Source organism: Chlamydia poikilotherma (assembly GCF_900239975.1).
GTDB lineage: Bacteria > Chlamydiota > Chlamydiia > Chlamydiales > Chlamydiaceae > Chlamydia > Chlamydia poikilotherma.
Genome location: NZ_LS992154.1, coordinates 483,385 through 507,695, shown reverse-complemented (window position 1 = coordinate 507,695; position 24,311 = coordinate 483,385). Strand labels below are relative to the sequence as shown.

Genomic DNA, 24,311 nt, shown 5'->3' with positions numbered 1-24,311 from the left:
AGTTTTTATTAGCTTTTTAAGTTCATACTTATAGCTTTACAGAATACTTTCCAAAATTATTAATATCGGTAAAAACGAAACCATCCTGATAGTTAAAAATTAAAACATGATTAGAATCATGAGTTTTCCTATCTAATAGGGAGCGTACTAAATTGTCATACTTCTCAGCACGATGGCGAAGTTGTTTTTGATCTTTGGAAATAAGAAACTTAGACTTCTTTCCTTTTAATTTTTTAGGTTTATTCAAAAGCTGCTCTGTCTTCTTCTGAATTACCCGAGACAAATCTCGTCTATTTCTTTTCTTTTTTGTCCCGCTCATAGAAATAAAAATTTTCTAATCAAACCTATAAATTAATTTTAGTTAAAAATTAATTAATTAAACAAAGCAATTAATTTAAATTAATAGAAATTTCTAACTAACAGAATGTTTGGAAGAATAAATAAGAAAAATAAAGACAATATTAAGAAAATAAGAGAAAACAATCTTGAATCTTGCTATGAACTTTAGTGAACCCACCTTGTATCCCCTCATGGACCGGTTAGTATCTTTTCAATGTCTTTCTCTCTCTGTATTGAGTTTCTTTATCTGTCCTCAATACTATCCTGACCTATGCCCAATTTTCTTTGCTCCCTATCTAGTAGCTAATTTTTATAGATTACCCAAAGAAGAAATACTAATTCACGCCTTAATTCTTGGCCTATTTTGTGATATTGGATCTTCATATCTATTTGGAATTCATACATTTCTATATATCACTACCTCAGCTCTTCTCCATAAAATGCATAAAATCTTTCTTAATGATAGGTGGTTATCGATACCCCTTATTAATTCTATATTTGTTTTAGTATTTTCTTATTTCTCCTACCCAACCCTTGCCTTTTTTAATCATAAAATTAATTGGAGTCTGCATTCCTTACTATTAGATGCAAAACACGCTTTTACTATCGATTTCATCTATAGCGGAATAATTTACCTACTCCCTTGTATAATAACTCAAGGAATCCGTAACATGAGAGGCTTCTTAAGGAGTCGCTCATGTTACTAAAAGGTTCACCCGTTGCCGAGCGGGTCTTAGAAACAATCAAAAAGGAAATCTCTGACAGCACAACACCTCCCGGTCTTGCAGTAGTGTTGATCGGTAATGATCCAGCATCCGAAGTTTATGTTGGAATGAAGATAAAAAAAGCTACAGATCTGGGTATGATATCCAAAGCTCATAGATTACCTTCTGATGCTACTCTTACCGACATTCTTAAGCTTATTAACAGATTAAATAATGATCCTACTATTCATGGTATCTTAGTACAAATTCCCTTGCCCAAACATTTAGATGCAAATGTTGTGATTCAAGCTATTGCTCCCGAAAAAGATGTGGATGGTCTTCATCCTATTAATATGGGAAAACTTCTATTGGGGCAGTTAGGAGGATTCAATCCGTGCACACCTGCGGGCATTATTGAATTACTGAATTACTATGAGATTCCTCTTCTTGGACGTCACGTTGCTGTTGTTGGAAGAAGTAATATTGTTGGTAAGCCTTTAGCTGCTATGTTAATGCAAAAAAATCCTTCAACAAACGCTACAGTAACCTTACTTCATAGCCAATCACAAAACCTTATTGAGATTCTAAAAACAGCGGATATTATTATTGCAGCTGTAGGTGTACCTTTATTTATTAAAGAAAATATGGTGTCTCCTCAAACTGTTGTTGTTGATGTAGGCACATCACGAGTGACAGCAAATAACGAGAAAGGGTACACATTAGTTGGCGATGTAGACTTCAATAATATTGTTGCCAAATGCAAAGCTATTTCTCCGGTACCTGGAGGTGTGGGACCTATGACAGTCGCAATGTTGATGAAAAATACATGGGAAAGTTACAAAAAGTCCTCTTTCTAATTCTTTTCTCCTCGATTCTTAATGGATGCAGCAACCCAAAGCTTACGACTTTGGAAGGAGAAACAATGACAATGCCCTATCGTATTGTCATAGGAAAGCATTTATCATATCAAGAAACCGAACAGCTAAAAAAAGAAATCAATGCAGTCTTTCATGTTATTGATACTGTTTACAATAACTGGAATAGAGAATCGGAACTTTCGAAAATTAATCGCACACCTGCAGGAGTAGCCATTCCTTTATCTAAAAAATTATGTAATTTCTTAGAAATGGTAGACAACTTTTACCGCATATCTGGTGGGAGATTTGATCCTACTTTAGGACCGTTAAAAACTCTTTGGCTATTACATCTTAAACAACATTCGATCCCCAATGAACAAGTATGGAAATCTTATTACGAACATTCGGGATGGAAATATATTGATCTTGATATAGACAACCAAATACTTACTAAAAAACACTCTGATCTACAACTTGATCTTTGTGGTGCGGTAAAAGGATTTGCTGTCGATTGTTTATTAGAAACTTGCCAGAGCTTTTGTTTTAATAGTTATGTAGAATGGGGAGGAGAAATTAAAATTTCAGGGTGCCATCCCTCAGGAAGACCCTGGCGTATCGCTTCTTCAGCGACATCCGAAATCATAGAACTAAAAAATACTGCAGCTGCCACAAGCGGAAATTACCATCAACAATGGTTTGTAGATGGCAAAATCTATACGCACATCTTAGATCCCCATACAGGGAAACCCTTAGAACTACACAATTACCCTATTGTATCTGCAACTGTTATTCATCCGAGTTGTGCGTTTGCTGATGCCATGGCTACAGTACTCATGACCTTCTCTACAAAAACAGAAGCTTTGGCTTGGGCAAAAGAAAATCATATCACAGTATTCATCAACGATAACGCTTCATAGCAGATTCTACTTCTCGTTGTTTCTCTCTAGCCATAATCGCTTGTCGCTTATCGTGAGCTTTCTTACCACGACAGCAGCCAAGACGAATTTTTACATACCCTCGAGAAAGAAACATTCCTAGAGGAATAATCGTTACTCCCTTCTGAGCTACTTTACCCTCTAATTTTCGAATCTCATATCTATGAAGAAGAAGCTTGCGTTTTCTTCGTTCCTCATGATTATAGATATTACCAAAACGGTAGGGAGCAATGCTGGCATTTAATAACCACGCCTCACCCTTGGAAATAGCCACATAGGCATCACCAAGGTTTCCACCATGATCACGTAAGGACTTTATCTCAGTTCCGGTAAGCACAACTCCAGCTTCTAAAGTATCCAAAACCTCATAATTACGTAAGGCTTTGCGGTTAGAAACAATTTCCTTACTGGCCATAATTTTTCCCAATTTCTCAACCTAGAGAGTCGGGAAGAAGTATAACAAAAAACCCAATTTTCTTTCTTGAACTTAGCAAGTAGCTAGATTAGAAAAATCCTAGGAAATATCTAGAAGACCATAAAATCCCTTTATAGTAATATCCTGCTTTATCCCAGGAAACTTTCTCGAAAAGATCCTGAGGAACCCCCTATTCTCTTAGGGGCAGGATTGAATTTAATGACTTACAGTTGTAGGAAAATATGAAGTTCGTCGTATCCCGAAATGAGTTAGGAAATCTTATAAAAAAAATCCAAAGCGTTGTTCCTCAAAATACTCCTATCCCTGTGCTCACCCATGTACTTATCGAAACATGTAACGACGAGCTTGTCTTTACCGCTACAGATCTTACGGTAAGCACCCGATGCGTAGCTCAGGCAAAAGTCTATGAATCTGGCGCTATTTCCATTCCCTCTAAAAGATTTTTTCAACTAGTAAAGGAACTAACAGAGGCTAATCTTGAAATTTCTGCAACTACTGGAGAAATGGCAAAAATCACCTCAGGATCTTCTTGCTTCCGTCTACTCAGCATGGGCAAAGAAGACTTCCCTATGCTTCCCGATATCCAAAATTCTGTACGATTTACTCTCCCTGCAGAACAACTCAGAGAAATGTTACAACGCACATCTTTCGCCGTTTCTCGAGAAGAAAGTCGTTATGTTCTTACAGGAGTTTTATTAACCATTGCTAATGGTAGTGTTACTGTAGTAGGTACGGATGGGAAACGATTAGCAAAGACCGATGCCGAGATCTCTTTAGATAAAAGCTTTTCTGGTGATTATATCATTCCTATTAAAGCTGTTGAAGAAATCATTAAACTCTGTTCCGAAGATTCTGAAGCTACTATCTTCTTAGATCAAGCAAAAATTGCTGTAGAGTGTGGTAACACACTATTAATTACTAAACTACTTTCTGGTGAATTCCCTGATTTTTCTCCAGTAATCTCTACAGAAAGCAGTGTACAATTAGACCTTCACAGAGAAGAGTTAATTACCTTATTAAAACAAGTAGCATTATTTACCAATGAATCTTCGCATTCCGTAAAGTTCACCTTTACTCCCGGCGAACTCACTTTAACAGCAAACTGTACAAAGGTTGGTGAGGGCAAGGTTAGTATGGCAGTAAACTATTCTGGAGAGCTATTAGAAATTGCCTTCAATCCTTTCTTCTTCCTCGATATCTTAAAACATAGTAAAGATGAGTTAGTACGCTTAGGCATTTCAGATTCTTATAATCCGGGAATTATTACTGATTCTACCCGTAGCCTATTCGTTATTATGCCGATGAGATTGCATGATGATTAATGAAGATTATTTCCCTGCGTCTTAAAAATTTCAGGAATTATAAAGAAACCGAGATTGCTTTCTCTCCAGATATGAATTACATTTTTGGAGAAAATGCCCAGGGTAAAACGAATCTTCTTGAAGCCCTCTATGTTTTGTCTTTAGGCAGGTCTTTCCGTACTGCACATCTTACAGAGGCTATTTTCTTTGGCTCTCCTTATTTTTTTCTAGAGATGACCTTTGAAAAAGACGGATTTCCTCATACACTATCTACCTATGTAGATAAGCAAGGGAAAAAAATTCTTTGTGACCACTCTCCTATAAAAACCCTATCACAATTGATAGGCATAATACCTATTGTTCTATTTTCCTCTAAAGATCGCTCTTTGATTTCCGGAGCTCCTGCAGACCGTAGACTATTTCTTAATCTACTTTTATCTCAATGCGATCCTCAATATAAACATTCGTTATCTTATTATCATCGCGCCTTATTACAAAGAAATACTCTACTCAAAACTAAACAAACTTCCACATTAACAGTTTGGAATGAGCAACTTGCCACTCTAGGTGCATATCTAACCTTAAGCCGATACTCTTGCTGCCAACAACTAAATAAACTAGTTCAAGAATTATGGAGTAATTCCTTATCAGAACAACTGCGTATTAAATTCAAAAGCTCACTAATTAAACATGATGGGATTTCTCAGGAGATTATTGCTGAGGAACTTCGAAAACAGCTAACAACAACACTACAGCGTGATTTAGATTTAGGAACCACATCCGTAGGCCCTCACCGAGAGGACTTTACTCTAATGATTAACAATCTCCCCGTTGCACAATTCTCTAGCGAAGGGCAAAAACACAGTTTACTCGCCATTCTTAGACTCGCAGAATGTCTTTATATAAAAAACATTTATAATACATGTCCCTTATTCTGTATGGACGATATTCATGCAGGGTTAGACAATCACAGAATCTCACAATTACTCGACCTTGCTCCTACTCTAGGACAAACCCTAATGACCTCTACAAATACCCCTCATCAAACATTATCTGAAACTAGTAAGATCTTTTCAGTTAATCAAGCTCAAATATCAATTTATCCTCATTCGATTATTAAATAGTGATTTTTATTGCTTTTATAATTAACTGCTTAATTATTTTTTAAAAGAAGTTAATTAAACGCACTGGTTTTTAATAAAAAACTTATTAAAATAATTATATCGGTGTGCAAATGAATAAATTATTATTAATTTTACTATTCTTAATATCTGGAATATCCCTTTTGGCGGATACTTCTATAATTCAAACACTTCCTTCAGGAATTGGTGGGATTAGAGAAACATCTCAGCAAAAAGAGTCGGTAATCTGCGTTCATGCGTTTTTAAGATCTTACAGGTCGTTAAAACCTATTGGTAATGTCTTAGAAAAAGAAAATTACGACGTATTTATCTGGAACTATGAAACTCGCAAATTCACATTAGAAAGACATGCAGATCATCTTGTTAAATTAATTAAAAAGATAGCAGAGTTAAAACCTGGTGTTCCCATCAACTTTGTAACACATTCTATAGGAGGTGTTATCGTTCGAGTGGCCTTAGCCAAACCTGACTGCCCTCAAGAAGCAAAGTATGGTAAAGCCATATTGATGGCTCCTCCAAATGCAGGATCTACATTAGCTAGACGTTATAGATCTTTAGCCATTGTACAATTTATTTTTGGGGGAAAATTAGGTAGACAGTTACTTACCTATTGCCCAAAAAAAATGCTTGATGTCGGTAAGCTCCCTTCTACAGTAGAAGTTCTTATACTTAGTGGAAATAAACGCAGCAGATTTCTTCCCTTCCGTTTAGAATATGAAAATGATGGGAAAGTGTGTACGATAGAAACTTCCTTAGATACTCCACACAAAGGATATGTGATTAACACAAACCACACCTATATCATCACAAACAGGAAATCTATTTTCCTCATGAGGGAGTTTCTAAAACACGGCAGCAAAACTGCTGCCATAGAACAAGTTCCCGAGGAAATAGAGCAAAAGGTAAAGGAAAATAAACAGAAGAGCTCTAGACTAAATACGAGCAAAAACAAGGATATTTACGTTATCCATTGTTTCGGCTCTCACCCTTACAATCTTTATGGTTTTCCCAAAACCTGGAAACCTAACTCACAGCAAAAAAACGAAATAAATCCTGAAACGTTAGGAAAATAAAGAAAGCTATCAATAATAGAGAAAATGGGATTAACATTTTTTCAATAAGCTTCATATTCAAACGACGTCTTGAAATCATCTCCCAGAGGCAAAGTAAAATATAGCCTCCGTCCAATACAGGAATCGGAAGAAGATTTAAAACCGCTAAATTGATGCTTACTAACCCAATCCAAAATAGAGCTTCGGAAACTCCTAAGGACCATCCTTTATGTAACATATGAACAATCCCCACTGGTCCTGATAACCACTGAGGATTCAGTCGCCCTACAACTAAAGCTTTCATAGTACGTAGACTATCTTTAGAAATATTAATGATTAAAGCATCCGGAGTAGGATTATACTTTATTGTCATATCCTTCAAAGGAATTCCAAGAGATAATTTTTGTTTTTCTATTTCTATTCTATCTAGATAGTAACGCTGTTGATCCTGATTCTTAAATTTTTTTGCCATTTCACGGCGTTTATTTAAAAGATCATCAGAATAAATGCTTATCCATGGTTTAGGTTGAATCGGAGATAACAAACGATATTGACCTGACTCACGTACTTCTTGAGCACTTCCTATCGAATTAACAATTGCTAATAAGTTTTTAGGATCATAAGAACGGATAAACCTTTCGTCAGCAATTGAAGAATCTACATCCTGCAGTTGCTCAGAACTCATTTTTTGAATAATTATTGAGACCTTATGGTTTTGAACTAAACGTAAAATGTCGGTACTTCCACTAACAGGAGTACCATCTATAGCTAAAATACGATCCCCTAATTCTAATTTATCTTCCATGGGAGGAAATGGCGATTCTGGATCTATAGGCTGTAATTCTCCTTCTACATAACCGTAACTATTGATCATATAGGGTAAAGTATATAAAGAAGACCATTTACCTTTAATGCCGGCTTCATACTGATTATCGATAAGTTCATTCCTTACATAAGGAGATAGATATAATGTGCTCGCTAACATCCTAGGAATACGTAATGATAATTCCTTGTCATAACGAGAAACTTTAACGAATGCATAAGCTTCATTAAGTATCTGAGAAACTTGCATAGGAGAAAATAAGATTTGTCCATCCATCCATACTAATCGATCACCCGGTAATATGTTCGCTGAATACATTGGAGATTCTTTTGAAATAGGCTCCTGATGACGGTATAAAAGATAGCTAGCTCCAGCAAGAGGGATACCATCTTTATTAACATTGAATTCTGTATCCAAGGAAAATTCGGTAGAAGTTTTTGAAAGATACGCGGGATGGACTCCCCTGAAAGATAGATGTCTATCTAATAAAGCTGAGGTAAGGGCGTCTTTATCCGAGTAATAGGGTTTGCCATTACATGTAAGAATCTCATCACCAAGATTTAGACCTTTTTCTTTTAAAATAGGATTTACCCAACCAACAATACGAGAATACTCAGAATAAGCCTTATTTCTACCCCCCGAAATATACAATGCTCCAAAGGCAACAAAAGCCAATAAAATATTAGCTATAGGACCTGCGGCAAGAACAATGATTCTTTTCCATGGAGATTTGCTGAAAAAACCTTGAGGTATATCGTAAACAGAATCAGGATCGGCATCTATACCCTTTTCTCTTTTATCCATGCCCTTGATACGAACATAACCACCAAAAGGGAAAATACCTACACGATATTCTATATTTCCAATTTTCTTTTTATATAAAGCCGGACCAAAACCAATACTAAAACTCTCAACAGCCATACCTACAGACTTGGCTGCTAGTAAATGACCCAATTCATGGATCAATACCAAAACCCCCAAAGCAAGGGCTGCAAGAATAAAATATATTATTGTCATATACGTACCGGGTTATATCTCTTGAGCAAGGGCTCGAGCTTCTTTATCAACAGCAAAAACATCATCTAATGAAGTACACGAAGAAACTCTATAATTTTCCATAAGCCTTGTTAACTTATTTAGAATATCGCACCAAGCAATTTCTTCTGTTAAAAATCTTTGAACCAAGACCTCGTTAGCAGCATTAAAAAATGGTCCCGAAGATCCTTTCTCTTTTAATACCCATTTAGCCAAACCAATACTTGGGAAACGCTCCTCATCTATAGGAAAAAACTCTAATGTTTGTTTTATAGAAAAATCTATCCCTTTGTGAGGTGCTGGACAACGTTTTGGATTGGTTAATACATGTTGTATAGGAAAGAGCATACTAGGAGGATTCATTACAGAAAACACCGTCCCGTCTTGAAATTCTACCATACCGTGAATTAAACTTTGAGGATGAATTACAGCATCTATCTCCGCATTTTCCAATCCAAATAACCAATGGGCTTCTATTATTTCCAAGCCTTTATTTACCAATGTCGAAGAATCTACAGTAATTTTAGCCCCCATATTCCATATAGGGTGCTTCAAAACATCTTCAATAGTTACACGATTTAATTCTTCTCTAGACTTGTATAATAAAGGACCTCCGGAAGCAGTTAGCAATAACTTTTTCACTTCCGAAGTATTCCTCCCCTCTAAACATTGATATAGGGCGTTATGCTCACTATCTATAGGCAAAATCGTTGTTTGATATTGCTTAGCAAGCCCTTTGATAATCTCACCAGCAGAAACTAAAACTTCTTTATTTGCCAATGCCAGGGTTTTCCCTAGTTTCATTGCTTCTATAATTGCCGGTAAAGCTACAACACCTGAAGATGCAGCAACAATAGTATCAATTTCTGCAGCTGTAGCAGCTGCTAATAATCCTTCTTCACGAAGAAATACTTTGATATCAGGAAATTCTTTACGAATTTTAAAATAAATTTGTTCGTCATATACAGAAACTATAGAAGGAGAGAACTCTCGAATTTGTTCGAAAAATAAATCCTTATTATTACCGTATGAAGCAAGAGCAACCACATTGAATAAATGAGGAAAAGACCGAATAATTTTTAAGGTCTGCTGCCCCACACTTCCAGTGGATCCGAAAATAGCTAAATGTTTCAAATAGTAACCTTAACAAATTGAAAAAAAAATCATAACTCCTGGATTAGAGAGTTGTCAATTCTGTATTCAGGCTATTTTTTGAATAAAATTTTTTATAAGCTAACTTCTTTCCATAATGAAATAAAGAAACAACAACATAAAAAGCCATTAATACAAAAACTGAAATGCCTGAAGTTGATAATCCCACATCATATGATGTTAAAATTGCTCTAGAACATGCAGGAGCTATTAATGCTGTAATAGCACCGAAAATTAAAGACCAAAAAAGCATGCCCCGTACAGAAACAACAAAAACTTTAGCAATAAGTCCAGGGATTAATAAGAAAGCTAAAGCCATTAAAACCCCTACGGCTCTAAATGCTCCTACTAGGCTTGCTGACAATTGTAAAATGATTAAGTAATCAATGATTTTTACAGGAATCCCTAAAGAAAAAGAGAATACTGAATCAAAAGAAACACAAACAAAACTACGAAATCCAATCACGGAAACAAATAGATTAACTAAAAGAATAGTATACACAGGAAAAATATCGCCATAAGTTAATGAATCTGCGTTACCTAGGATTAGTTCAGTTCCTATGTGTGCATTACGTGTTAGAAATACTAGAAGAATTAAGCTCATTGAAAATAATAAAGAGAATACTAGAGCCGTGCTTGCCTCTTCAGAAACCCGAAAAATATTTCTTATAAAATGAATAAGAAAACCTGTAAGTAGAGCGGTTGAAACAGAGGCTAGAGTAAGATTTCCCAAAGATAATGATGTTAATTGATGAGTGAACAAACAAATACTTACCAAGCCAAATAATACTGTATGAGAAACAGCATTAGCATACATTGCCATCTTTTTTAAAACTAAAAAACTGCCTACAAATGCTCCGGAAAGAGCAATAGCCAAGAATACGACAACCTGAATATCATCGATAAACAAGTGTCCTAGAAACAATTCTCCAGAAAAAAATCTTGAGAAAAATACAATGAAAAATTGAATAAAGGACACCCCATGATATGGGGAAAAGGCTCCTATCATAGTTCCTCCTTCTTTTTTGGTTTCTCTGGAATTAATTTATCATGTGGATCGTAATGAGGATTATCTAACATTTCTGTAATCGCATAATCTAATTCATCTGTTAAAACATGCTCCATTTCTTCTGCGAAACCATGAACATCTTCTTCCTTGAATTCTAGAGAACGTACGAGATAGCATTCCCATAATCTATGAGCTCGAACCAACTTTTTTGCTCTGATCTTTCCTTTCTCGCTAAGACCCCAGCGATAATCTCTATGTTTTAAAAAACCCTGACATTCAAGAAGCCAAATTCTAAATCTTGGGAAAGGCCTAGGTCCAAAATATTCCTGATATTTATGAGAACAAACAAAATCACGTGCCCCGACTTCAGGTAATTGATCTTCTAGCAAGTACCAGAATACTTTCAGCAAATGTTCTTGATTCTTAGAAAATGAAAAACGTTTCCTACGTATGTAGCGTATTACCCATCCTGATTTTGGAGAGAACAGCAAGCAAAGAAAAGTTAAACAACCGGATATAACAACTACAAGTGGACCTGTAGGCAAAGTAATTACACCTGTATGTCCAGAAACATTACAACTAAAAGCCACTGAAACATAGCTACCAAGAGCACCACAGATTCCTCCAAGCAAACAGGAAAGAAGGAAAATGACATTTAACCTATCAGATAATTGACGGGCTGCCAAGGAAGGCGCAACGAACATTGAAGATATCAATACAATACCTACGGAACGTACACCACTTACAATCACTAGGGAAATAAATATAAGAACAATGCTTCCAGAGACATGAGTGCTCAATCCACAAGTTGAAGCATAATCTTTATCAAAGATAGTCACAACAATTTGACGATACCACCACCACAAAGTCACTAAGGAAATAAGAAAAACAAAGGCTGCAAGTTTAGCTTCCACATAACCTAAAGTAGCCGCCTGTCCGTATAAATAGGCATTGATACGATTATATAATAAGGGACAACAATCTTTGACATAGCTGGCTAAAATAACCCCTATACCAAAAAAAACAACGAGAACAAAACATAGAGAAGCATCTTTATGAACTCTTAATACTCTTTCTAAAAATACTATAATTCCATAACCAGAAATGGCAGCCAAACAACCAAAAACAATCACTAAAATAATAGAATCTGTAAAAAAAGATACTTTATAACTTAATAAAGCCCCCAAAAGCAGTCCCGGATAAGAAGCATGAGAAAGACTTTCGCTCAAAAGAGGTTGTCTACCCACAAGCAGCAAAGTTCCCCATAAAGCAGTTGTCATGCAAATTAAAGTGACAGCTATAAAGCTCGACAAAAAAATAGAATCAATAAAAACACAATCGAGCATTTAATACGCTCCCTGTTGCTTTCCCCTAGATAGTTTAAGAGTACGGTCTAAAAGCTCTAGTTCACACCCATAAGCTTGAAAAATGTTTTTATTAGTTAAACATTCATCGACAGGTCCAGAACAAATAAGATGCTTATTCAATAAGATAATGTGATCAAATAATTGGCGTACATGACTAAGGTCATGATGCACAACAACGATAGTTCGTCCTTGTTCTTGCAAATCACGCAACACATCTACGACAGTCTGATACGAAGCCATATCTATAGCAGAAAATAATTCATCCATAAGATATAGATCTGCTTTTTGCATAAGAGCTCGAGCAAGAAATGCTCTTTGCTGCTGTCCGCCCGATAGTTTTCCTATTTGCCTATTAGCTAAAGTAGATAAACCTACACGCTCTAAAATATTGTAAGCTTCCTTGCGATCATCAGCCGTTATTCTTCCCCACATGCCCTTGTATCCATAACAACCCATGAGAACAAGATCAAGAACTGTCATAGGAAAATCCCAATCCACACTAGCCCTCTGTGGCATATAGGCAACACGTTGATGCACTTTTTTAAACTTATTTCCAAAAAACAAAGTATGGCCCGCAGAAGGTCGTATTAATCCGAGTGAAGTTTTTAAAAGTGTACTCTTTCCCGCACCATTAGGGCCTAAAACTGCGGTCAAGGATCCTCTTCTTAAAGAAAAGGAAACATGGCATAAAACATCTGAATGATCGTAGTTCACACATAGATCATGTACTGACCAAGCAATTTCATTTTGTCTATTCAAGAAATAGTTCCTCCTAGCTCCTCAGTAATTACACAAACGTTATGCTTAAATGTATTAAAGTAGTCATTTTTAACATTATCACTATATAAAGGGCGGCTGGCCAATCGAACACTATGTCCTTTTTTTAAGCATGAAGCAATTTTTTTAAGCGCATCTTGGTTTAAAGTATCTTCAGGAAACATAACAGTAACATTATGTTCATGAATATAATCTACCACAAGCATGATATCGCGAATGCTAATTTGGGCTTCAGGAGATATTCCTTCAGGAGAAATACATCTCTTATTCCAAATATTTGCTTCCACCTCCTGCGGAGTCGCTAGATAACGTCTTGTAAAATAACTAAAAGCATTGTGACCTGAAACCAAATATCTAGATTCTTCGGGTATTGTAGACAAAGATCTTTTTGCCCAAATATCCAACATTTGCATTTCTTCTATTACTTCCTTGGAATTAGCAGTAAATTCTTTTTCATATTCTGGAAATTCAGCAATTAAAGCGGCGGTTATCTCTCTAGTTCCCTCTGTCCAAATACTAATATCTGTCCAAATATGTGGGTCATAAAATCCGTCCTCTTCCAAAGGAGAAAATACTTCACGGGATATTAATCGTTCTCCAATATTGACAACTTTAGGATTACCTTCTAAATGTTTGCGTAGGCTTGCTGTATGTTCTAAACCGAGACCGTTACAGAAGATTAGCCTACTCATCGCCATTTTATCCTCATCACCTTTGACCATTTCGTATGCATGAGGGTCTATAGCTCCATCGATAAGAACTATTGAACAAAGTTTATCTCCTACAATTCTAGACACACAATCATGTATCATCCGATTCATGGATAATACATAAATTTTATTATCACTATTGTGCACCTTAGAAGAAGAGCATCCGAAAACAATAAAAATTAAAACTAAGGAGATTGAAAGTTTTACTCTTTTGAACAGACGTGCCAACAACATATGCCTCCATTTAGGGAGATTATCCTCAAGAAACTAATAAAATCGGAACAATGAAAGTCATAAGGTATATAAAAGAGACAAAAAAATCCCACTATTTATTTAGAAAATTTTGTGCAGGAATTAATAAAGATGAAAACAATGAAAGAAAATCAGAAAGATGAATTTCATGTTTTTTGCATTTTATAAAAGAAAGAAAAAAACAAGTTTCATAGCAATGAAAAGGCTTTTAATTATAAAGAAACAAATGTTATAGCAAGACTTCTTGTCCTTATGATTGTTTCTTTTAAAGTTATTTATGAAACAAAACGATCTTTTCCCGGAAAATAACATTGCGAAAAAAAGCAAAATCCAACATAAATTACGTCTCTAAATAAACAGAACTTTAATTTTATTTTTCTAAACGTTAAATTGAAAGTATGCCAAATTCTTTCTTATAAAATTTGTAAAGTAAGCATCGATTAATTTTTACGAAGATTTAGCAAGTTATAAAGGTGGGTTTCATGGCCGTAGAACAGTCGAATATAAATGAAGAAATTGAAAAACTGATCTTAAAAGCTATTAGAAAGGTCTGCGGAGATAAGGAAAACGATTTATGTCGCTATCTTCCTGGACCGAGTGGTGGCTATATGCACCATTTTACATTAAAAAAAATGAAAAGCGCCGCCCCCGAGCAGTTTCTAAAAATGTTAAAAACATTTATTTTAGAATCTGATTCACCACGAGCCATTAATCCAAAACCTCGAGCTCCTAGAGGATCCAAAAAACGCAGAGACTTTATTAACTTCACAAAAACTGATATAGAACGTGTTCTAGAATTAGCCAGACAAGTAGGAGATAAAGATCTCTTAGCACGATTTAGCCCAAAAAAGCCCCTACCTTCTTTAAAAAGAGAGCTTATTCGTTCCATCCGCAATGGAATGGTTAGCGTTGAGCTATGGAATGCATATGTAGAAGCTGTAAGAACTACTTCTTCAAATTTGGATTCTCCTCAGTCTTTTGTTTAAAAAGACCCTACGACCTGCTAAGTAAAATAAATATTTTAGCCGATTTTCCCTGGTTTCTCGAGTGCTCTGGGAGAGTCTCCGGTTTCTCCTCTCCTTTTTTCTTGTCAATAGAGAAAAAAATTGGTATGCTAATAAGGCTAAAAAACCAAAAATTAATTGTTTTAAAGACAAAACTATTAATAACTTATAAATTATAAAACCAAGCTATTTCAGAGGGTAAATATGACACAAACAGCGGAAAAACCTTTTGGAAAATTGCGCTCCTTTCTTTGGCCAATACACATGCATGAGCTAAAAAAGGTGCTGCCAATGTTCCTAATGTTCTTCTGTATTGCGTTCAACTACACCGTATTGCGTGATACAAAAGACACTCTTATCGTAACGGCTCCCGGCTCTGGTGCAGAGGCTATACCCTTCATCAAATTGTGGCTTGTCGTTCCTTGCGCTGTTGTCTTTATGCTTATCTACGCCAAGCTAAGCAACATTTTAAGTAAACCAGCCCTCTTCTACACAATTATCACCCCATTTCTTTTATTCTTCGCCCTATTTCCAACAGTAATTTATCCGTTCCGCCACATTTTACATCCAACGGATTTCGCCGACAAATTACAAACTATCCTCCCTCAAGGATTGATGGGCTGTGTCGCGATGTTAAGAAATTGGACCTTTGCCGCATTTTACGTGCTTTCCGAGCTATGGGGAAGTGTTATGCTCTCCTTGATGTTCTGGGGTTTTGCTAATGAAATTACCAAAATCAGCGAAGCTAAGCGTTTTTACGCTTTATTCGGAGTAGGCGCCAATATCGCTTTACTAGCTTCTGGACGTTCTATTATCTGGGCTTCTAAGCTACGTGCTAGTGCTGCAGGAAATACAGATCCTTGGGGACTCTCTCTCTATCTCTTAATGAGTATGGTTATTCTTTCCGGTGGTGTTATTATCCTATGCTACTGGTGGATGAATAAGTGTGTTCTTACTGATCCTAGATTCTATGATCCTAAAGAATTAAACAAAGCTAAAAAATCCAAACCAAAGATGAGCATGAAGGAAAGCTTTGCCTATTTAGCAAGATCCCCTTACATGTTATTGTTAGCTCTCCTTGTTATTTGTTACGGGATTTGCATTAATCTCGTAGAAGTCACCTGGAAAAGCCAATTAAAGATGCAATACCCAAATGCTAACGAATATAGTCAATTTATGGGTAATTTCTCATTCTGGACCGGAGTCGTTTCTGTTATCGTAATGCTATTTATTGGCGGTAACGTTATCCGTAAATTTGGTTGGTTAACAGGAGCTCTTGTAACACCGGTTATGGTATTATTAACAGGCGTGCTTTTCTTTGTTCTAGTTATCTTTAGAGATCAGGCTTCAGGAATCGTAGCTATGTTAGGAACCTCACCATTAATGCTTGCTGTTATGGTGGGAGCTATCCAAAATATTCTATCTAAATCTACAAAGTATGCTCTATTTGACGCGACCAAAGAAATGGCTTACATTCCATTGGATCAAGAACAAAAAGTTAAAGGAAAGGCCGCTATTGACGTAGTTGCCGCTCGTTTCGGTAAATCCGGAGGTTCTTTAATTCAACAAAGTCTTCTAGTAGTTTGCGGAAGTATTGGAGCCATGACTCCTTACCTAGCAGTAGCCCTCTTTGCGATTATTGCTGTGTGGTTAGTCTCGGCAACAAAACTTAATAAGCTGTTCTTAATTCAATCTGCTATCAAAGAACAAGAACTTGCAGGAGAAGAGGCCGCTGTTGCTTCTGAAGCCGCTAGTTCTTCGCCAACGATTCAGGGAACACCAGCTGTTGAGAATGCTTCTTCATAATTGAAGCAAGGATCTTAATAGAAAAAATCCTCACCTGTACTCACAAGTGAGGATTTTTTTGTCTTTAAATATTTTCAGAAATTCTAGTTCTTATTCCAGTTCTTACATCAACAACGTATCTATGAAAATTCATAATATTCTTTAAATGGAGATCTGCTTCTATTTTTTTCTTATGAAACCTCATTCGATGACTAAAATAGCAACAAATATTGCTAAGGGCATTAGCATCTTTTTGATTTCTATACCTTCTATATTGAGTAACATTTCTGTATTCTGAATAAGTTGATAGAGCAATACCAGATTCATAATTAGGATTAGATTCGTTAATAAAATCTTTCAGAAAACATCCAGCAAGTATGCGCATACCTCGCTTAGGAGTAGATCTATCTATCCATGATAAAAATTGCCAAGAAGAAATTGGTGTCGATCGAATGAGTTCTAATTGCCTCCAAGACAACCCGTGTAGACACATACATAAAAGAAGGCTTTTTACGTCTTCTTCTGTAAATTCTACACGAAGCTCTGTAGATGTCTTATCTTTATCTTTTTCACTAATATATCTGCTATAATCTCCCTGGCAAACAATCAATAATCTATCAACTATCATTGCTACATCTTGATGATTCCAAGTATTATTTTTAACATGATACATCAAACACGAGTATTCTGATTCGTCTATTTCTTGAACAAGTCCATACAAATGAAGGTTAAAAATTGTTTGTGGTTTTAAATTATTATCAGAAGACTCATGAATCAAGCCTAATTCAGAAAACCAATAGGCTCCAGAATGGTCCCAGCTGCGTCTTATTTCATTTTCATTTAACACTTCATCATCACCTAACTCTATAAAACGTTTCATCCAATATAGAGGGCAATGTTCTACAAATAAGTCATCCAAGTTAAGAATCTCCTGATTCTTGATTTCTCTATCTAAATCCTTAACACTAAAAGCTTCTATAGCATTTCTTAACTGTGAAGAAAGTTTATCCAAATTATTCTTAACTGATGAGTCTGGATACCCTCTGAAATTAGAAATAGAAGTTACTAACTCTCTAAATCTCATAATATCTAAGTCCTGAGTGGTTACTAAATCAAAAAAAACCTTAGGGAATTTTGATTTAATCACCTGGCGAAACCCTAAAGGAATTTGGATGTTTTTTGGTTGCGAATGCTTAATTATAAGCTGCGCGGTGACAAAAGATAGAATACACCAACCTAAACCACCGAGGAGTAAAGAAACAGTAAGATTCATTGATGAGGGTAAAGTTGATAAAAAAATCAGACCTGAAACAATACATAAAATACTCGAAACAACGAGTACAATTATTTGAAATATTGTCGGTCTCTTCGATTGCATGTATCGACAAACCACTTCTTGTTTTGGAAGTGTTTGGAGAACAAAAAGATTCGAAGATCTCATGAGTCATACTAAATAAAATAAAAATCAAAATATTAAATTACAATTATTGAATTTCTAGATTTCTATATTTACAACACAATGTTCTGAAAACAATAAAACATGTAAGTTGCAAATACAAGTATTATTCTATTTTAATCTTCGTAAATAAATTAAACTCACCTTCTTGTATTCTAGTAGTATTGACAACTAACTATCCTCAGTCTAACATGACTCTCTCTGAAACTGACAAAACTCCTGTTGTATTTTGAAAGAGTATAAATTAGAAAATATTCGAAATTTTTCTATTATTGCGCATATTGATCACGGAAAATCTACAATTGCTGATCGCTTACTTGAAAGTACGAGCACAGTTGAGCAAAGAGAGATGCGTGAGCAGCTCCTTGATTCTATGGATCTTGAAAGGGAACGTGGCATCACTATTAAAGCCCACCCCGTAACTATGTATTATGAATACAATGGCGAAGTTTATCAGCTTAATCTCATAGATACCCCCGGCCACGTGGATTTTTCTTATGAAGTATCACGATCTTTAGCTGCTTGTGAAGGAGCCCTACTCATTGTTGACGCAGCTCAAGGTGTGCAAGCTCAGAGTTTAGCCAATGTTTATCTAGCATTAGAGCGTGATTTAGAGATCATTCCTATTTTAAATAAGATTGATTTGCCTGCTGCTAATCCTGAACGAATTCGGAAACAAATCGAAGATTACATAGGATTAGACACTACCCATGCGATTGCCTGTTCAGCAAAAACTGGAGAAGGAATTTCAGAAATTCTTGAGGCAATAATTGAACTAATTCCTCCTCCAAAACTTCCTAAAGAAACCGAACTAAAGGCTTTAATTTTTGACTCTCATTACGATCCTTATGTAGGGATCATGGTCTATGTTCGTGTTATCAGCGGAGAAATTAAAAAAGGTGATCGTATAACCTTTATGGCAACAAAAGGTTCAGCTTTTGAAGTTTTAGGTGTTGGAGCCTTCCTTCCCGAAGCCACTTTAATTGAAGGGTCACTAAGAGCAGGTCAGGTAGGCTATTTCATTGCTAATTTGAAAAAAGTAAAAGATGTGAAAATCGGTGATACTGTCACTACAGTAAAACATCCAGCAAAAGTACCTTTGGACGGGTTCAAAGAAATTAATCCTGTAGTTTTTGCTGGAATTTATCCTATTGATTCATCAGATTTTGACACTTTAAAAGATGCTTTAGGCCGTTTACAGCTTAATGATTCTGCTTTAACTATAGAGCAAGAGAGTAGCCATTCTCTAGGTTTTGGCTTTCGCTGTGGATTTTTAGGCTTGCTGCATCTAGAGATTATTTTTGAAAGAATTATTAGAGAATTTGACCTTGATATTATTGCTACAGCACCCAGCGTCATCTATAAGGTCATCTTAAAAAACGGAAAAACACTATTAATAGATAACCCTACAGCCTATCCTGATCCTTCAATTATTGAGCATTTGGAAGAACCTTGGGTACATGTAAACATCATCACTCCTCAAGAATACCTAAGTAGCATTATGAATCTGTGTTTAGATAAGCGCGGTGTATGCCTAAAGACAGAAATGTTAGATCAACATAGGTTAGTCCTTTCTTATGATCTACCTTTAAATGAAATCGTCTCTGATTTTAATGATAAATTAAAATCTGTAACCAAAGGTTATGGATCTTTTGATTACCGTTTAGGAGATTACCGCAAGGGATCAATTATAAAGCTTGAAATCTTAATCAATGACGAACCTGTTGATGCCTTTTCGTGTCTAGTACACAGAGATAAAGCAGAGGCTCGCGGAAGAAGTATTTGTGAAAAGCTTGTTGATGTAATCCCACAGCAACTATTTAAAATTCCTATTCAAGCTGCTATCAATAAAAAAGTAATCGCTCGGGAAACAATTCGTGCTCTTTCAAAAAATGTCACAGCAAAGTGTTATGGCGGGGATATTACGAGAAAACGCAAGCTCTGGGAAAAACAGAAGAAGGGTAAAAAGCGTATGAAAGAGTTTGGGAAAGTTTCTATTCCGAATACTGCTTTTATTGAAGTTCTTAAAATAGACTAGTTCATTTTCTACCCAAGAATCAAGATTTTCAAGGGATAAAACTCTTACTATCTTTGTTTGTTATTATCACGCAAGCAGTCGAAACTCAAATAGTTTTAGAATAAAGGAAGGGGTACCAAAGTACCCCTAAAGAAACAAGAGACTTGTCAGGAGAGCTCGTTATTACGGCAGAACCCCTACATTTTTCAAAAATTATTTTACAAGCGTTGTAGTCTTAGTGCCTATCCAATCTGTGTGGTAGAATTCTCCTCGAGGCCTATCCTTACGTTCATACGAGTGCGCTCCGAAATAATCTCGCAATCCTTGAGCTAAGGCTATTGAGGAATCTTTTGTTCGGTAACCATCATAGAATGTCAAAGCAGCTGCTAAACAAGGTACAGGATATCCTGAGCCAATTGCATAAGCAATCGTTCTACGCCATCCGGATTCAGAGTTTTGCAATGTGGATTTGAAATAAGTTTGTAAAATTAGTGAAGGTGCTTCGGGTTCGTTTTCAAAACCTTTGTGGATAGCGTCTAAAAATACGCTTTGGATAATACATCCTCCTCTCCACAATAAAGCTAACTCTCCCAAATTCAGGTTCCATTGATGCTCTTCTGACGCTTGTTTTAACAGCATGAATCCCTGAGCATAGCTAATGATTTTTGAAGCATATAGCGCCTGGAATACATCTTCGATAAAAAGATGAGGATCTTTAGGTTTTTCAAAAACTATAGGAATACCAGGAAGCTCTTTTGCTGCCTGATCTCGAACAGTTTTCCATGAGGAAAGAAAGCGTGCTAATACAGATTCAATAATCAAAGAAAGAGGAACCCCAGAATCAATAGCATCCATTGCAGTCCATCGGCCCGTACCTTTTTGCCCTGCAACATCTAAAATTGTATCAATAACTGGAGAGCCGTCAGAATCTTTTAAAGAAAGTACCTCTACGGAAATTCTCATAAGGTAGCTTTCTAATTCCCGACTATTCCATTCAGAAAAAATTGCTGATACAGACTCAGGAGATATACCTAAACGTGTTCTTAGCAACCCATAAGCTTCGCAAATTAATTGGATATCTCCATATTCAATGCCATTATGTACAGTTTTTACATAATGTCCTGCCCCTCCAGGTCCAACCCAACAACAACAGGGGTTACCGCTAACTTTAGCAGAAATACCTTGAAAAATAGGCGCTATAGCTGGCCAAGCATCACTATTGCCTCCAGGCATAATAGAAGGGCCGTACCTAGCTCCCTCCTCACCTCCGGAAATCCCCATGCCTATAAAAAGAATGCCTTTTTCCTTAAGGTCCCGGCATCGTCTTTCTGAATCTTTATAGTAGCTATTTCCTCCATCAATAATAATATCTCCGGCTTCAAGATAAGGTAATAATGATTCAATACTTTCATCTACAGGGCTTCCTGCTTTGATCATAAGCATGATTTTTCTAGGACGTTTTAAAGAACAAACAAAAGCTTCTAAATTTTCATGCCCCTGAAGGTTTGTGCTTTGAGAATTCTCCTGAAGAAACTTTTGAGTTTTCTCTGGACTCCGATTGTAGACAGAAACAGAAAAACCATGATCTATCATGTTTAATACAAGGTTTTTCCCCATAACAGCTAAACCAATTAGCCCAATATCTGCTTGCTCTGCCACTAGTCCTCCTCAACACTTAAATTAGACGCAAAACTAATTTTTTCTTTTTTCCCTGTGCTAATAAAACATATTGATTGTAACACAATTGAGAGTCTTCAAACACACTTTGCTCATCCGCTATAGCGTCTCTATTTACATAGAGACCTTTTTGTTCGATCAATCTTCTAGCTTCTCCCTTAGAGTTGCAAAATCCTACTTCAACAAAGAGATCTACCCATCGTTTGCCAATAGTCTGTAATCTCTCTAAAGACACTCCCTGTCCCATAGAAATAAGATCTTGGAAATCTTTTTCAGAAACTAAAGATACCTTACCAGGATGCATACTTTGAGTAACTGCTTCGGCCTCCTTGAGTCTATCTTCACCATGTATAGAAGCTACTATAGTTTCGGCAACAAACTTTTTCACAGCGATAGGATCCGAAAGAAATTCCTGATCTAGATCAAAAATTTCCTGATTACTCAATAAAGTTAGAGTACGTGCTATTTTAGGGATCTCTGAATCTGGCAATCTTAGAAAGTACTGGTATAGCTCATAGGGAGATGTTAGAGTAGGATCTAACCAAATAGTTCCCGACTCAGTCTTTCCGATCTTCTTACCCTGGCTATTTGTTAATAACGGATAAGTCAAGCCGTGGGCTTGTCCTAATCCTCTACGACGAATATAATCAATTCCAGAGGTAATATTTCCCCATTGATCGCTTCCCCCGCACTGCAAGGATATACCATGCTTTTCAAACAAGTAGGCGAAATCATACGATTGCAAGAGTATATAACTAAATTCAGTATAGCTAATGCCCTCTTCAGATTGGATACGCTGTTTAATTGTATCCTTGCTCAACATTGTTCCCAATCTAAAATGCTTCCCTACATCTCGAAGAAAATCAATGACTGTAGTATTTTTAAACCAATCCATATTATTCACTATTTGCACTCCAGGCAAATAATGAGAGAGACATTCAGAAAGCTTCTGACTGTTATGCACTACCTGATTACTTTCCAATAGGGTACGCTCTATACTTTTCCCAGAAGGATCTCCTATCATCCCTGTAGCAGAGCCTACTAAGGCCACAGGAGTGATACCAAAATTTGCCATTCTACGTAGAAAGCATATCCCTATCCAATGTCCAATGTGAAGAGAGGCTGCTGTGGGATCAAATCCAAGATATGCGGAAGTAGGAGAGGTTACACTGTCTAATCCAGAGGAAAAATCTTCTAGAATTCCTCGATCCCTCAAATGTCTTATGAAATCCCGCATGGCGACTACAAAAAAATCTTAATAATTGAAGTACCATCTTAACCATCGGACTTCTTATATGCAAGATTCCCTTCTAAATTTAATATCATGAAGAAAAAACAATAGAAAAAAATCTGTTTTTTATATTAAAATGTATCGATTTTTTTATCTTTTAAAGGTTTCTTGTGGCTGCTATAACTTCAAATTCAATCAACACTGCAAGCATTCAACAAGTACAAAGTAAAACAAAGAAATTTATTCCCTCCACCTTGTGTGTACGCATCACTTCCATAGTTCTTATTACTCTAGCAATTTTAGCTGTAGTAGGAAGCTGTGCAGCTTTAATACTTACTACAAATCTCTGGTTCTTATTGTTAAGTGCTGCCGGAGGACTATGCTTAAGTCTTGGAGTTATTATAAACTTTGCACTTCCTGTTAAGAAAGAATCCCGATCCCTTTCTTAAAGGAAGGCTGACAAAGCTACTCGAAGTTTAATAAGTGCTTTGGAATGAATTTGGGACACACGCGATTCGCTAACCCCTAAGATTTTTCCAATCTCCTTAAGAACTAGCTCTTCGTAATAATATAGGGCCATGACCTTTCGTTCCTTCTCTTCTAGTCCCTCTATAGCATTTGCTAAAAACGAAGAGAATTCTTTCTTATCGACGATATCGTATCCTGTTTCCGCTCGTTCATCAGGAATACGCTCTTCTAAAGCTACTCCAGGTTCCCCATCGGATAGCGAAGGTCTTTCCTCATTCAAAGAGATAATCAATGCAGGACGCGCTGAAACGAACCAACCAGAAAGTTCTTGTTGGGAAATTTGGAAATACTCACAAAGATCTCCGTCAGTGGGCTCTCTTCCTAGAGACTGTCTTAGAGTATCCATTGCATCTGAAAGCTTATTTGCCCTTTGATGAACGCTTCTAGGAACCCAATCCTGTTTTCTTAAATCATCAATAATCGCAGCTTTTATTAAAAATAGGGCGTATCCTTCAAAACGACGACTTTTCTCTGGATCAAAACGCTCCACAGCGCGTACTAATCCCTCAACTCCGGAAGCATATAGGTCTTCAGTTTTTACATGGGAAGGCATACCTGAAATCAAACGATGAACCACGCATTTGACTAAATGTAAATAAAAATCAATCAGAGTATCTCGATGCTCAATCGCTCGATTCTCCCAATATAATTCCCAAATCTCAGAAACGTTTTGCGTATTTTGTGTTTTCACAAATTTTTTTCTTCAGTAATTACTTTAAGAA

General features: G+C 36.3%; 22 protein-coding genes. 10 read left to right on the top strand and 12 right to left on the bottom strand.

What is annotated here, in order from left to right; all coding sequences use genetic code 11:
• Positions 1–28: 28 nt before the first annotated feature.
• Positions 29–319, bottom strand: coding sequence for a late transcription unit protein LtuB (gene ltuB, locus C10C_RS02295; RefSeq protein ID WP_117274244.1), 291 nt, complete (start codon positions 317–319; stop codon positions 29–31).
• 211 nt (positions 320–530) lie between these two features.
• Between ltuB and mreD the strand changes: the two genes are divergently transcribed.
• From mreD to C10C_RS02280, 3 genes are read left to right on the top strand one after another with little or no spacing between them, the layout of a single operon-like run.
• On the top strand, positions 531–1,046 hold the full coding sequence (gene mreD, locus C10C_RS02290) for a rod shape-determining protein MreD (RefSeq protein ID WP_117274762.1): 516 nt from the start codon (positions 531–533) through the stop codon (positions 1,044–1,046).
• On the top strand, positions 1,037–1,900 hold the full coding sequence (gene folD, locus C10C_RS02285; protein WP_117274243.1) for a bifunctional methylenetetrahydrofolate dehydrogenase/methenyltetrahydrofolate cyclohydrolase FolD: 864 nt from the start codon (positions 1,037–1,039) through the stop codon (positions 1,898–1,900). The genes mreD and folD overlap by 10 nt, the downstream gene beginning before the upstream one ends.
• Positions 1,870–2,817: an FAD:protein FMN transferase gene (locus C10C_RS02280; RefSeq protein ID WP_117274242.1), complete on the top strand. Its 948-nt coding sequence runs from the start codon at positions 1,870–1,872 to the stop codon at positions 2,815–2,817. The genes folD and C10C_RS02280 overlap by 31 nt, the downstream gene beginning before the upstream one ends.
• Here C10C_RS02280 and smpB read toward each other — a convergent pair.
• Positions 2,798–3,250: an SsrA-binding protein SmpB gene (gene smpB, locus C10C_RS02275; RefSeq protein ID WP_117274241.1), complete on the bottom strand. Its 453-nt coding sequence runs from the start codon at positions 3,248–3,250 to the stop codon at positions 2,798–2,800. The genes C10C_RS02280 and smpB overlap by 20 nt on opposite strands.
• 242 nt (positions 3,251–3,492) lie before the next feature.
• On the opposite strand from smpB, the gene dnaN reads away from it, so the two are divergent.
• From dnaN to C10C_RS02260, 3 genes are all read left to right on the top strand, one after another.
• Complete coding sequence (gene dnaN / locus C10C_RS02270) at positions 3,493–4,593, top strand: DNA polymerase III subunit beta (RefSeq protein WP_117274240.1); 1,101 nt, start codon at positions 3,493–3,495, stop codon at positions 4,591–4,593.
• Positions 4,593–5,696 carry a DNA replication/repair protein RecF gene (recF, locus tag C10C_RS02265; protein ID WP_117274239.1) on the top strand — a complete coding sequence of 368 codons (1,104 nt, stop codon included), beginning with the start codon at positions 4,593–4,595 and terminating at the stop codon, positions 5,694–5,696. The genes dnaN and recF overlap by 1 nt, the downstream gene beginning before the upstream one ends.
• 110 nt (positions 5,697–5,806) lie before the next feature.
• The gene (locus tag C10C_RS02260; protein WP_117274238.1) at positions 5,807–6,787 is read left to right on the top strand and encodes an esterase/lipase family protein; all 981 of its coding nucleotides are present in this window, start codon (positions 5,807–5,809) and stop codon (positions 6,785–6,787) included.
• On the opposite strand, the gene C10C_RS02255 is transcribed toward C10C_RS02260, so the two are convergent.
• Genes C10C_RS02255 through C10C_RS02230 form a run of 6 tightly spaced genes read right to left on the bottom strand, consistent with a single transcriptional unit; the run spans position 6,738 to position 13,873 of the window.
• Positions 6,738–8,606 carry a M50 family metallopeptidase gene (locus tag C10C_RS02255; RefSeq protein WP_117274237.1) on the bottom strand — a complete coding sequence of 623 codons (1,869 nt, stop codon included), beginning with the start codon at positions 8,604–8,606 and terminating at the stop codon, positions 6,738–6,740. The genes C10C_RS02260 and C10C_RS02255 overlap by 50 nt on opposite strands.
• Positions 8,607–8,618: 12 nt before the next feature.
• The gene (gene dxr / locus C10C_RS02250; protein WP_117274236.1) at positions 8,619–9,758 is read right to left on the bottom strand and encodes a 1-deoxy-D-xylulose-5-phosphate reductoisomerase; all 1,140 of its coding nucleotides are present in this window, start codon (positions 9,756–9,758) and stop codon (positions 8,619–8,621) included.
• A 43-nt stretch (positions 9,759–9,801) separates the two neighbouring features.
• Positions 9,802–10,785, bottom strand: coding sequence for a metal ABC transporter permease (locus C10C_RS02245; RefSeq protein ID WP_117274235.1), 984 nt, complete (start codon positions 10,783–10,785; stop codon positions 9,802–9,804).
• The gene (locus C10C_RS02240; protein ID WP_117274234.1) at positions 10,782–12,131 is read right to left on the bottom strand and encodes a metal ABC transporter permease; all 1,350 of its coding nucleotides are present in this window, start codon (positions 12,129–12,131) and stop codon (positions 10,782–10,784) included. The genes C10C_RS02245 and C10C_RS02240 overlap by 4 nt, the downstream gene beginning before the upstream one ends.
• Positions 12,132–12,911, bottom strand: coding sequence for a metal ABC transporter ATP-binding protein (locus tag C10C_RS02235; RefSeq protein WP_117274233.1), 780 nt, complete (start codon positions 12,909–12,911; stop codon positions 12,132–12,134).
• Positions 12,908–13,873, bottom strand: coding sequence for a metal ABC transporter solute-binding protein, Zn/Mn family (locus tag C10C_RS02230; RefSeq protein ID WP_117274232.1), 966 nt, complete (start codon positions 13,871–13,873; stop codon positions 12,908–12,910). The genes C10C_RS02235 and C10C_RS02230 overlap by 4 nt, the downstream gene beginning before the upstream one ends.
• A 500-nt stretch (positions 13,874–14,373) precedes the next feature.
• Here C10C_RS02230 and ddbA point away from each other — a divergent pair, with 500 nt between their 5' ends.
• Complete coding sequence (gene ddbA, locus C10C_RS02225; RefSeq protein WP_117274231.1) at positions 14,374–14,877, top strand: DNA binding protein DdbA; 504 nt, start codon at positions 14,374–14,376, stop codon at positions 14,875–14,877.
• Positions 14,878–15,099: 222 nt separating this feature from the next.
• The gene (npt1, locus tag C10C_RS02220) at positions 15,100–16,701 is read left to right on the top strand and encodes an NTP/NDP exchange transporter Npt1 (RefSeq protein WP_117274230.1); all 1,602 of its coding nucleotides are present in this window, start codon (positions 15,100–15,102) and stop codon (positions 16,699–16,701) included.
• A gap of 64 nt (positions 16,702–16,765) precedes the next feature.
• Here npt1 and C10C_RS02215 read toward each other — a convergent pair whose 3' ends face one another.
• Positions 16,766–18,121 (bottom strand): DUF1389 domain-containing protein, encoded by a 1,356-nt coding sequence (locus tag C10C_RS02215; protein WP_117274229.1) that lies wholly within the window; start codon positions 18,119–18,121, stop codon positions 16,766–16,768.
• Between the two features lie 244 nt (positions 18,122–18,365).
• Here C10C_RS02215 and lepA point away from each other — a divergent pair, with 244 nt between their 5' ends.
• Positions 18,366–20,174: a translation elongation factor 4 gene (gene lepA, locus C10C_RS02210; RefSeq protein WP_117274228.1), complete on the top strand. Its 1,809-nt coding sequence runs from the start codon at positions 18,366–18,368 to the stop codon at positions 20,172–20,174.
• Positions 20,175–20,366: 192 nt separating this feature from the next.
• Here lepA and gnd read toward each other — a convergent pair whose 3' ends face one another.
• Positions 20,367–21,812, bottom strand: a complete 1,446-nt coding sequence (gene gnd / locus C10C_RS02205; protein WP_117274227.1) for a decarboxylating NADP(+)-dependent phosphogluconate dehydrogenase — start codon at positions 21,810–21,812, stop codon at positions 20,367–20,369.
• 16 nt (positions 21,813–21,828) lie between these two features.
• The gene (tyrS, locus tag C10C_RS02200; RefSeq protein WP_117274226.1) at positions 21,829–23,067 is read right to left on the bottom strand and encodes a tyrosine--tRNA ligase; all 1,239 of its coding nucleotides are present in this window, start codon (positions 23,065–23,067) and stop codon (positions 21,829–21,831) included.
• A gap of 164 nt (positions 23,068–23,231) precedes the next feature.
• Between tyrS and C10C_RS02195 the strand changes: the two genes are divergently transcribed.
• A complete protein-coding gene (locus C10C_RS02195) occupies positions 23,232–23,510 on the top strand; it encodes a hypothetical protein (protein WP_117274225.1) in 279 nt (92 codons plus the stop codon).
• Here C10C_RS02195 and C10C_RS02190 read toward each other — a convergent pair.
• On the bottom strand, positions 23,507–24,280 hold the full coding sequence (locus tag C10C_RS02190) for a FliA/WhiG family RNA polymerase sigma factor (protein ID WP_117274224.1): 774 nt from the start codon (positions 24,278–24,280) through the stop codon (positions 23,507–23,509). The genes C10C_RS02195 and C10C_RS02190 overlap by 4 nt on opposite strands.
• Between the last annotated feature and the right edge of the window lie 31 nt (positions 24,281–24,311).